Source organism: Micromonospora sp. NPDC050200 (genome assembly GCF_040656135.1).
Lineage (GTDB): Bacteria > Actinomycetota > Actinomycetes > Mycobacteriales > Micromonosporaceae > Micromonospora.
In genome coordinates, this window is sequence record NZ_JBFALG010000013.1 from 130,256 (window position 1) to 139,575 (window position 9,320).

A 9,320-nucleotide genomic window follows, 5' to 3' on the forward strand; every position below is an offset into this window, starting at 1 on the left:
TGGTCGCCGGCCCTTTGGAGCTGATGACGTTAACGACTCAGGGTGCGTGCGCGCGGCCTGATCCGTTCTCGTCATCACCTCCAAAGGGCCCGCGGAGGAGGTCCGCCCCCCGCCTGCCTGCCCGCCCGTGCCCGCTGCCTCGGCGTCCGCCACCCGCCTGCCTGCCCGCCCGTGCCCGCTGCTCGGCGTCCGCCACCCGCCTGCCTGCCCGCCCGTGCCCGCTGCTCGGCGTCCGCCACCCGCCTGCCTGCCCGCCCGTGCCCGCTGCTCGGCGCGCGCCACCCGCCGCCGGCCGCGTCCTTCGGCCGGTGGCCGTCCGCCCTCAGGCCGTCTGCCGTCCGCCGCCCGGGATCACCGCTCGCCGTCGGCCCTGAGGCCGTCCGCCGCTCGCCGCCCGCGATCACCGTCTGCCGCCCGCTTTGGGGCGGTCCGCCGTCCGCGCCCGCCGCCCGCCTCAGGAACCGGCCGGGACCGGCTCGGCCGGGGCGGTGGCGGCGGCCTCGGCCGCCTCGGGGGCCGGCGGCCGGCCGGCGGTGACCGGCGTGACCGGCTGGGTCGCCGGCCGGAGTTGGACAGCCCGCCGCTCCCGGGCCGGCCCGGAGACCAGGTGGGCCACCGCCATCAGGGCGCCGATGGCCGCGCAGCCGAGCCAGAGCTCGGTGTTGCCGGCGCGCTCGCGGACCAGGCCGCCGAGGACCGGCGCGACCGCCCCGGCGATCTGCCAGGACAGCGAGAAGGCGCCCTGGTAGCGGCCGCGCAGTTCGTCGGGGGAGAGCTCGGCGATGAGGGTGGCGTTGGACGGCGAGTTGAGCATCTCGCCGAGGGTCCAGATCAGCACGGTGAGGCCGTAGAACCAGGCGGCGTCGGCGAACGCGGTCAGGCCGAAACCGACGCCCATCACCAGCGAGGCCAGGGCGAGCACGTGCGACCGGCTGCGGCCCTTGATCAGCCGGGGCACGAAGAGCTGCCCGACCACGATCAGCACGCCGTTGAGCGCGATCACCGAGCCGTACGTGGCCGGGGTGAGGCCCGAGTCGCCCATCGCGATCGGCAGCATCGAGATGTGCTGGAGGAAGACCAGCGCGGCGAACAGGTTGAGCGCCACGAAGCCCAGGAAGACCCGGTCGGAGAGGATGGTGCGCAGCGCACCGGCCGGGGCGGCGCCGGCCGGGCGGGCGGGGACCGCCGAGGCCCGGCGGGTCTCCTTCACCTTGGCGAAGATGATCAGCGCGGTGACCACGGTGGTGACCGCGTCGACCACGAAGAGCAGCAGGTAGCCGGCCTGGGCGGCGAGCCCGGCGAGCATCGCGGCGCAGGCGAAGCCGAGGTTGATCGCCCAGTAGTTCAGCGAGAAGGCGCGCAGCCGGTCCTTCGCCGGCACCACGTCGATCATCATGGCGCCGAACGCCGGTCGGGCCGCCTCGGCGAACAGGCCGAGCAGCAGCGCGCCCGTCGCCACCGCCCAGAGCGGCCGGGCGAAACCGAGCCCGAGCATCATGGTGGCCGCGCCGAGGTGCGCGGTGAGCAGCGTGGGTCGCCGTCCCCAGCGGTCGGTGAGCGTGCCACCGACGGTGGTGCCGACGGCGCCGCCGACGCCCCACAGGCCCAGCACCAGGCCGGCCTGGGTGGCGGAGAAGCCGCGTTCCTGGGTGAGGTAGATGGCGAGGAAGACCAGGACGAACGAGCCGAGCCGGTTGATCAGGGTGCCGGTCCAGAGGTACCAGAAGGTCCTCGGCAGCCCCCCGGTGGTGTCCCGGAACCAACTCCGCACCGTCCGCACGCCCGCGCCCCCGCTCAGGTAATGACCGCAAAGTTCAAAGCGCCTTACAACCTAGTGCCGGGCCGGAACGCCGGTCACCGGTTTTTCCACGTGGCGGTCGTCACGGCCACTGCCCGCGTGTCCACCGGCGGGGTGCGGCAGGATGATCGGTATGACTGCGAGCGAGGGGCCCACCATCGGGACGCTGGTCCTGCTGCGGCACGGCGAGAGCGACTGGAACGCCAAGAACCTCTTCACCGGCTGGGTCGACGTCGACCTGACCGAGAAGGGCGAGAACGAGGCGCGGCGGGGCGGCGTGCTGATGCGCGAGCACAGCCTGCTGCCCGACGTGGTGCACACCAGCGTCCTGCGCCGGGCGACCCGCACCGCCGAACTGGCGCTCAACGCCGCCGACCGGCACTGGATCGCGGTGCGCCGGTCGTGGCGGCTCAACGAGCGGCACTACGGCGCCCTGCAGGGCAAGGACAAGAAGCAGACCCTGGACGAGTACGGCGAGGAGCAGTTCATGCTCTGGCGCCGGTCGTACGACACTCCGCCGCCCCCGATCGCCGACGACGACGAGTGGTCGCAGGTCGGCGACGCGCGCTACGCGCTGCTGCCGACCGAGCTGATGCCGCGCACCGAGTGCCTCAAGGACGTCGTCGAGCGGATGCTGCCGTACTGGTACGACTCGATCGTGCCGGACATCCTCGCCGGTCGTACGGTGCTGGTGGCCGCGCACGGCAACTCGCTGCGCGCCCTGGTCAAGCACCTCGACCAGATCAGCGACGAGGCGATCGCCAAGCTGAACATCCCCACCGGCATCCCGCTGCGCTACGACCTCGACCCGCAGCTGCGCCCGCTCACCCTCGGCGGCACCTACCTCGATCCGACCGCCGCCAAGGCGGCCGCCGCCGCGGTGGCCAACCAGGGCCGCTGACGCGCCACGCGAAAGGCCCCGGTCCGCGTCGGACCGGGGCCTTTCGCCGTACGTCGGGTCAGCTCGCCGTGGGAGTGGTCTGGCCGGTGATCAGGTAGACCACGTGCTCGCCGGCGTTGACCGCGTGGTCGGCGAAGCGCTCGTAGAAGCGGCCGAGCAGGGTGGCGTCGATCGCCGTCTCCACCCCGTACGGCCAGTCGTCGCCGAGCAGCACGCCGAAGAGGCTCTTGTGCAGGTCGTCCATGGCGTCGTCGTCGCCGTCCAGTTCGGCGGCGAGGTCGGCGTCGGGCCGGGCCAGCACCGCGCCGATCTTCTCGGCCATCCGGTCGGCGATCGCGGCCATGTCGGTGAAGACCGGACGCAGCTCGGCCGGCACGGCCGGCGACGGGTGCCGACGCAGCGCGGTCTTGGCCACGTGCTCGGCCAGGTCGCCCATCCGCTCCAGGTCCGCCGCCACGTGCAGCGCGGTGATCATGGCCCGCAGGTCGGAGGCGACCGGCGCCTGCCGGGCGAGCAGGTCGCAGACCCGCTCCTCGACGTGCTGGTAGAGGTCGTCGATCTCGGCGTCCCGCGCGATCACGGCCTCGGACGCCTCACGGTCGGCGGTGAGCAGGCCGCGGGTGGCCTGGCGCATCGCGGCGCGCACCCCCTCCGCCATGTCCACCAGCAGTTGGCTGACAATCTGCAGGTCGGCCCGGAACTCGTCGCGCATCGTCACTTCCTGGGGTCGGTGCCGCCGGATGCCCGGGTCGGGCCGCGGCGTACGGGTCGAGCAGGTGCGCGCCAACCGTAGGCGGGGGGAGCGGACCCGAGGTGAACTCCGGTGAACGACGCGGGACCCGGGAGTGAACTTTTGCGGAAGTGAGGATGATTCGTCCCGTTATGGGCGATAGCCAGGTGAACAATGACCCTACGATCGCCGGGTGGAATGGGTGGTGGCGGTCGTGGTGGCCGTGGCGCTGGCGACCGGCATGGTCGCCGGTCTGCTGCTGTCCCGACCCGTCCGCGAGTGGCGGCGCCGGGCGGCGCCGCCGGGGAGCGATGGCTCCCGCTCGAGCTCAGGGAGGCTCGCCATTCCCGACGACCAGCAGGGCGGCCTCTCCGGGCTCGGCCGCAAGACGATCGACTCGCTGCGCGCCGGCGTGGTCGTGCTCGACCCGGACGACGTGCCCGTCCTGGTCAACCCGGCCGCCCGGGCGATGGGCCTGCTCCGCACCGGCGCCACCGCCGGCTCCATCGCCGCCCACCCGCTGATCCGTACCCTCGCCGGGCAGGTGCGCCGCACCGGCGTGCGGCGCGAGATCGAGCTGGACCTGCCGCGCGGCCGCGACAACCCCGGGGTGAACCCGCTCGGGGTGCACCTGCGGGCGATGGGGCTCGGCGCCGGCTACATCTCCGTCGAGGCGGCCGACGTCACCGAGTCGCACCGGCTGGCCCGGGTCCGCCGGGACTTCGTCGCCAACGTCAGCCACGAGCTGAAGACCCCCATCGGAGCCCTGCAACTGCTCGCCGAGGCGCTGCTCGACGCCACCGAGCCCGCCGGGGCGGGCGCGCCGGACCTCTCCGAGGACCTGGTCGCGGCCCGGCGCTTCGCCGAGCGGATCCAGCACGAGTCGACCCGGCTGGGCCGGCTCGTGCAGGAGCTGCTGGAGCTGACCCGGCTCCAGGGCGCGGAGCCGCAGCCCGCGCCGGAACCGGTCGCGGTCGACTGGGTGATCGCCGAGGTGGTCGACCGGACCCGCACCACGGCCGCCGCCCGGCAGATCCAGGTGGCGACCGAGGGGGAGAAGGGGCTGACCGTGTACGGCAGCGACGCCCAGCTCGCCACCGCGGTGGCCAACCTCGTGGAGAACGCGATCAACTACTCGGGCGAGGACACCACCGTCCGGGTCGCCACCCGCGCCGTCGACGAGCACGTCGAGATCGCGGTCACCGACCAGGGCATCGGCATCGCGCCCAACGACGTGGACCGGATCTTCGAACGGTTCTACCGGGCCGACCAGGCCCGCTCCCGCTCCACCGGTGGCACCGGCCTCGGCCTGGCCATCGTCAAACACATCGCCAGCAACCATGGCGGTCGGGTGGAGGTAGCGAGCACTCTTGGAGGGGGCTCGACGTTCACCCTCCGGTTACCGGCCCGCCCCCCGGCCGACCTGGAGACGATACTGCCGTCTGCTGGGATCGAGGCCGGCCCGGCCGAGCTCCGCCAGGTCTGACCGCACGAGAGGAAGCACCGTTGAGCCGCGTTCTGGTGGTCGAGGACGAGGAGTCGTTCTCCGACGCCCTGTCGTACATGCTCCGCAAGGAGGGTTTCGAGGTGTCCGTCGCCGCGACGGGTCCCTCCGCCCTCACCGAGTTCGACCGGACCGGCGCGGACATCGTCCTGCTCGACCTGATGCTCCCCGAGATGTCCGGCACGGAGGTCTGCCGGCAGCTGCGGCAGCGCTCGCACGTGCCGATCATCATGGTCACCGCCCGGGACAGTGAGATCGACAAGGTGGTCGGCCTGGAGATCGGGGCCGACGACTACGTCACCAAGCCGTACTCGCCCCGGGAGCTGGTGGCCCGGATCCGGGCCGTGCTGCGCCGGCAGAGCTCCGAGGTGACCGAGTCGGGCGCCCCGACGCTGGCCGCCGGCCCGGTCCGGATGGACATCGAGCGGCACGTGGTGACCGTGGACGGCGCCCCGGTCCAGCTGCCGCTGAAGGAGTTCGAGCTGCTGGAGCTGCTGCTGCGCAACGCCGGCCGGGTGCTCACCCGGGGCCAGCTCATCGACCGGGTCTGGGGTGCCGACTACGTCGGCGACACCAAGACGCTGGACGTGCACGTCAAGCGGCTGCGCTCCAAGGTCGAGCCGGAGCCGTCCGCGCCCCGGTTCATCGTCACCGTGCGCGGCCTCGGCTACAAGTTCGAGCCGTAGGCCGTCAGGAGGCCCAGCTGTAGCGACGCTCCGGGCGGCCGGCGGAGCCGTACCGGAGGTTGACCTCCGCCCGCCCGGTGTCGGCGAAGTGCTCCAGGTAGCGCCGCGCGCTGACCCGGGAGATGCCCACCGCGTTGGCGCACTCGGCGGCGGAGAACGTCCCGGAATGCCCCCGCAGGGCGCGTTCCACCAGCTCGGCGGTCTCCGCGCTGAGACCCCGGGGCAGTGCCGAGGTGGCGATGTGCGAGCCGCTGCGGGACAGCACCCGGTCAACGTCGGCCTGGTCGCTGACCGTGGTGGCGCGCAGCGAGTTGCGCCGGGCGGCGTACTGCTCCAGCCGGGTCCGCAGCTCGTCGAAGCCGAACGGCTTGAGCAGGTAGTTGACCGCGCCGTAGCGGACCGCCCGACGAACCGCCTCGGCCTCCCGGGCCGCGCTGATCACCAGCACGTCGCAGTCGTGCCGGGCGGCCCGCAGCCGGGCCACCACGTCCAGGCCGAACATGTCGGGCAGGTAGAGGTCGAGCAGCACCAGGTCGGGGCGGAGTTCGTCGACGGCGGCGATCGCCTGCTCGCCGGTGCTGGCCGTGCCCACCACCCGGAAGCCGTCGATCCGCTCGACGAAGCCGCGGTGGATCCGGGCCACCATGAAGTCGTCGTCGACCACCAGTACGTCGATCATCGGCTCGCCTCCAGCGCCCCGGTCACCGACATCCGGGCCGTGAACATCGCACCCTCCTCGGTGTTGGTCACCGCGACCTCGCCGCCGCGTCGGTGGCAGACCAGCCGGGTGAGCGCCAGCCCGATGCCCCGCTCGCCGCCCTGCGCCGCCTTGGTGGTGAAGCCGTGCGTGAAGACCTCCTGGGCCAGTTGCGGGGCCACCCCCGGCCCCGAGTCGCGGACCACGATCTCCACCGAGGAGGCGTCCCGGCGCAGCTCGACCTCCACCCAGGCCGGCTCGTCCGGCAGGTCGCCGCCGTCCGGTCCGGCGCCGTCCGGGATGCCGGACGCCGTCGGGGTGGGCCCCTCCCGGCTGCCGGCCACCGCTTCGACGGCGTTGTCGACCAGGTTGCCCAGCACCGTCGCGACGTCCGCGGCGACCGCCGGTTCCAGCCGGTCCAGGCCGGTCCGTTCGGAGATCCGCAGCTCCACCCGGCGCTCGGCGGCCAGCGCCGACTTCGCCATCAGCAGCGCCGCCACCGCCGTGTCGTGGATCCGGCTGGTGACGGTGAGGTCGAGGGAGGCCCGGTGTCGGCTCAGCGCGTCGACGTACCGGACCACCTCGTCGTGCTCACCGATCTGGATCAACCCGGAGATGGTGTGCAGCTGGTTGGCGAACTCGTGGGTCTGGGCCCGCAGCAGCTCGGTGGTGCTCCGGAACGAGCCTATCTCCTGCTCCAGGCGGGCCAGCTCGGTGCGGTCGCGCAGGGTGGTCACCGACCCGAGCCGGCGGCCGTCCTTGCGTACCGCCATCCGGTTCATCACCAGCACCCGGCCGCGACGCACGACCACCTCGTCCCGCGCCTCCGCGCCGGCGTCGACCCCGGCCAGCACGTCCCGGAGCCGGCCGGAGATGCCCAGGTCGGCGAGGCTGCGGCCGAGGCAGTGCTCGGGCAGGTCGAGCAGCCGCCGGCCGACCGCGTTGACCAGGGTGATCCGCTGCTGCGGGTCCAGCGCGATGACCCCCTCGGCGATGCCGTGCAGCAGCGCCTCCCGGTGCTCGGCCAGGCCGGCGATCTCCCGCGGCTCCAGACCCAGGGTCTGCCGCTTGATCCGCCGGGCCAGCAGCCAGGAGCCGACCACCCCGAGCGCGCTGGCGATGCCCAGGTAGGTGAAGAGGTACGACGAGGCGCCGACCAGCCGCTGCGACCAGGTCGGCGACGCCTCGCCGACCACCACCACGCCGAGGTAGCGGCCAAGGTTGGTCGACTGCGCGCCGAGCACCGGCACCTGGGCCACCAGCTCCCGCGACCGGCCGACCTCCTGCTCACCGAACCAGCTTCGGCCGTGCGCCACCTCGGGGTCGCCGAGCACGACCAGGGTGCCGACCAGGGTGGGGTCGGTGGAGCTGACCACCCTGCCCCGGGCGTCGGCCACGGTCACCGAGGTGACCCCGGACTGGGTCAGCGTGTTCTGCACCAGCGGGGCGATCGCCAGGTCCGGGGACGGCCAGTTGAGCCCGTCCCGGAGCAGGGAGTTGGCGGCCAGCTGTTCGCCCAGGGCGGCGACCCGGCGGCCCTCGACCCGGTTGAAGGTCGCCGCCGACTGGGCCAGCGACACCGCGGCGACCGCCAGCAGCACGACGACGATGATCGCGAGCTGGAGGACCAGCAGCTGCCCGGCCAGGGTACGGCGGCGGGACGTGATCGCGACCACAAAGACCTCAATTTCCGCTGGTGACAGAAGGCTGACTGTATGCCGATCCAGGGGCCATCATCTTGCCGCCGGACTCATTCGAAACGGAAGAGAAACATGATGGCAACTCGTAGGAACGTGCTGGTCATGGGCGTCGCCGCCGCCACGGCGCTGGCGCTGGGCGCCTGCGGCGCCACCGCCGACAAGAACGAGGGTGGGTCCGGTGACAGCGGCAAGCCCGCCGCCGGTCTGCGGATCATGGTGCCGAACTCGCCGGGCGGCGGGTACGACACCACGGCCCGTACCGCCGCGAAGGTGATGGAGGACGCGAAGATCGCCACCGGCGTGCAGGTGTTCAACCTGCCCGGCGCGGGCGGCACCGTCGGTCTCCAGCGCACGGTGAACGAGAAGGGCAACGGCAAGCTCGCCATGCAGATGGGGCTGGGCGTGGTCGGTGCCTCGTACACCTCGAAGTCGAAGGCGACGCTGACCCAGACCACTCCGCTGGCCAAGCTGATCGAGGAGGCCGGCGCCATCGTGGTGCCGAAGGACTCCCCGTACAAGACGATCCAGGATCTGGTCACGGCCTGGAAGGCCAACCCGAAGGGGATCGCGGTCGGCGGCGGCTCGTCGCCGGGCGGCCCGGACCACCTGCTGCCGATGCAGCTGGCCAAGGCCGTCGGCATCGACCCCCGCCAGGTCAACTACGTCTCGTACGACGGCGGCGGCGAGCTGCTTCCCGCCCTGCTCGGCGGCAAGATCGCCTTCGGCGCCAGCGGCTTCGGCGAGTTCCTCCAGCAGGTGGAGGGCGGCCAGATCCGCGTCCTCGCGGTGACCAGCGAGGAGCCGATCGGGGCCCTGAAGGACGTGCCGACCCTCAGGTCCTCCGGCATCGACCTGGTCTTCACCAACTGGCGGGGCATCGTGGCGCCGCCGGAGATCAGCGACGCCGACAAGAAGGTCTGGATCGACGCGCTGACCAAGATGCACGACTCGGACGAGTGGAAGGCCGAGCTGACCAAGCGTGGCTGGACCGACGCCTTCGTCACCGGCGACGAGTTCGGCACCTTCCTCACCGAGCAGGACAAGTCCGTGGCCGACCTGCTCAAGCAGCTCGGGCTGGCATGACCGGCATGACGACCCGACCGGACCGGGGCGGCGAACCGCCGTCCCGGCCGGCGGTACCCACCGTGCCGGAACAGGCGGCGACGCCGGATCGGGAGACGGGCGGCCCACCCCCCGTTCAGCCCGCCCCGGTCCCGGCTGCGCCGGCCGCCGCCCCCGCGGGGGCGCCCCCCCGGGGGGGGGCCCCCCCCCCCGGCGCGCCCGCGCCCCGCGCCGGGCGGGAG

8 protein-coding genes are annotated in these 9,320 nt (G+C 73.0%); 4 read left to right on the forward strand and 4 right to left on the reverse strand.

The features are described 5' to 3' along the window. Positions 1 to 454: 454 nt before the first annotated feature. On the reverse strand, positions 455 to 1,780 hold the full coding sequence (locus AB0I41_RS11950) for an MFS transporter (RefSeq protein ID WP_357105270.1): 1,326 nt from the start codon (positions 1,778 to 1,780) through the stop codon (positions 455 to 457). A gap of 151 nt (positions 1,781 to 1,931) precedes the next feature. Between AB0I41_RS11950 and AB0I41_RS11955 the strand changes: the two genes are divergently transcribed. Beyond that, a complete protein-coding gene (locus AB0I41_RS11955) occupies positions 1,932 to 2,699 on the forward strand; it encodes a phosphoglyceromutase (RefSeq protein ID WP_357105273.1) in 768 nt (255 codons plus the stop codon). Between the two features lie 58 nt (positions 2,700 to 2,757). Here the strand turns inward: AB0I41_RS11955 and phoU are convergent, their stop codons facing one another. After that, positions 2,758 to 3,411, reverse strand: coding sequence for a phosphate signaling complex protein PhoU (phoU, locus tag AB0I41_RS11960; RefSeq protein WP_357105276.1), 654 nt, complete (start codon positions 3,409 to 3,411; stop codon positions 2,758 to 2,760). A 259-nt stretch (positions 3,412 to 3,670) separates the two neighbouring features. Between phoU and AB0I41_RS11965 the strand changes: the two genes are divergently transcribed. Beyond that, positions 3,671 to 4,915, forward strand: a complete 1,245-nt coding sequence (locus AB0I41_RS11965) for an ATP-binding protein (protein ID WP_357105316.1) — start codon at positions 3,671 to 3,673, stop codon at positions 4,913 to 4,915. A 20-nt stretch (positions 4,916 to 4,935) separates the two neighbouring features. Next, positions 4,936 to 5,619, forward strand: a complete 684-nt coding sequence (locus AB0I41_RS11970) for a response regulator transcription factor (protein WP_357105279.1) — start codon at positions 4,936 to 4,938, stop codon at positions 5,617 to 5,619. Positions 5,620 to 5,623: 4 nt separating this feature from the next. On the opposite strand, the gene AB0I41_RS11975 is transcribed toward AB0I41_RS11970, so the two are convergent. After that, entirely contained in the window at positions 5,624 to 6,298 is a 675-nt protein-coding gene (locus AB0I41_RS11975; protein ID WP_357105281.1) for a response regulator, read from the reverse strand. Continuing rightward, on the reverse strand, positions 6,295 to 7,992 hold the full coding sequence (locus AB0I41_RS11980) for an ATP-binding protein (RefSeq protein ID WP_357105284.1): 1,698 nt from the start codon (positions 7,990 to 7,992) through the stop codon (positions 6,295 to 6,297). Before AB0I41_RS11980 ends, AB0I41_RS11975 begins: the two co-directional genes overlap by 4 nt. A 99-nt stretch (positions 7,993 to 8,091) precedes the next feature. Between AB0I41_RS11980 and AB0I41_RS11985 the strand changes: the two genes are divergently transcribed. Continuing rightward, positions 8,092 to 9,099 (forward strand): tripartite tricarboxylate transporter substrate binding protein, encoded by a 1,008-nt coding sequence (locus AB0I41_RS11985; protein WP_357105287.1) that lies wholly within the window; start codon positions 8,092 to 8,094, stop codon positions 9,097 to 9,099. Positions 9,100 to 9,320 lie beyond the last annotated feature (221 nt).